This window comes from Campylobacter sp. 2018MI34 (genome assembly GCF_016598975.1).
Lineage (GTDB): Bacteria > Campylobacterota > Campylobacteria > Campylobacterales > Campylobacteraceae > Campylobacter_D.
The window spans coordinates 1-439 of record NZ_JAENKS010000143.1 but is presented as its reverse complement, the minus strand read 5'-3'; the positions used below and the strand labels follow the sequence as shown (position 1 = coordinate 439).

Sequence of the window (439 nt, the reverse complement as noted above, 5' to 3'; positions counted from 1 at the left end):
TTTATATTTATTCTAAATAACTATTTAGAATTATTTATATTCTTTTACCACACATAATTAAATTGAGCATATCCTGTATGAGTTTTACCATCTTTATCAAACATTCCATTATAGTTTAAGCTAAAATAGAAAGCTTCATTAACAGGAATGATTAGCGAAGTAGTTACAAATTTTTGAACTCTTGGTAGATCAAATGTATCACTTACTTTAACACTACCATATCTAGCCTTAGCTTTTACACTAGGATTGATATTAAACTTAGCTCCAAGTTCTAATGAAGTTTTTAAATTTGGTAACCAATCTCTAAACCATGTAAAGCTTGTTTTAGTAGAGAAGAGATTTAAATAGTTTGCATAGACTCTCTCTCCTCCATTAACTGTAGCTTGACCTATAGTATTTTGCATAGAGAAAGCCTCTGTATAACCTCCTTCATAGGCTA

1 pseudogene is annotated in these 439 nt (G+C 29.4%); it reads right to left on the bottom strand.

The features are described from left to right. Window positions 1-44 precede the first annotated feature (44 nt). A pseudogene (locus JG676_RS08135) lies at window positions 45-439 on the bottom strand (autotransporter outer membrane beta-barrel domain-containing protein); the annotation flags it as partial.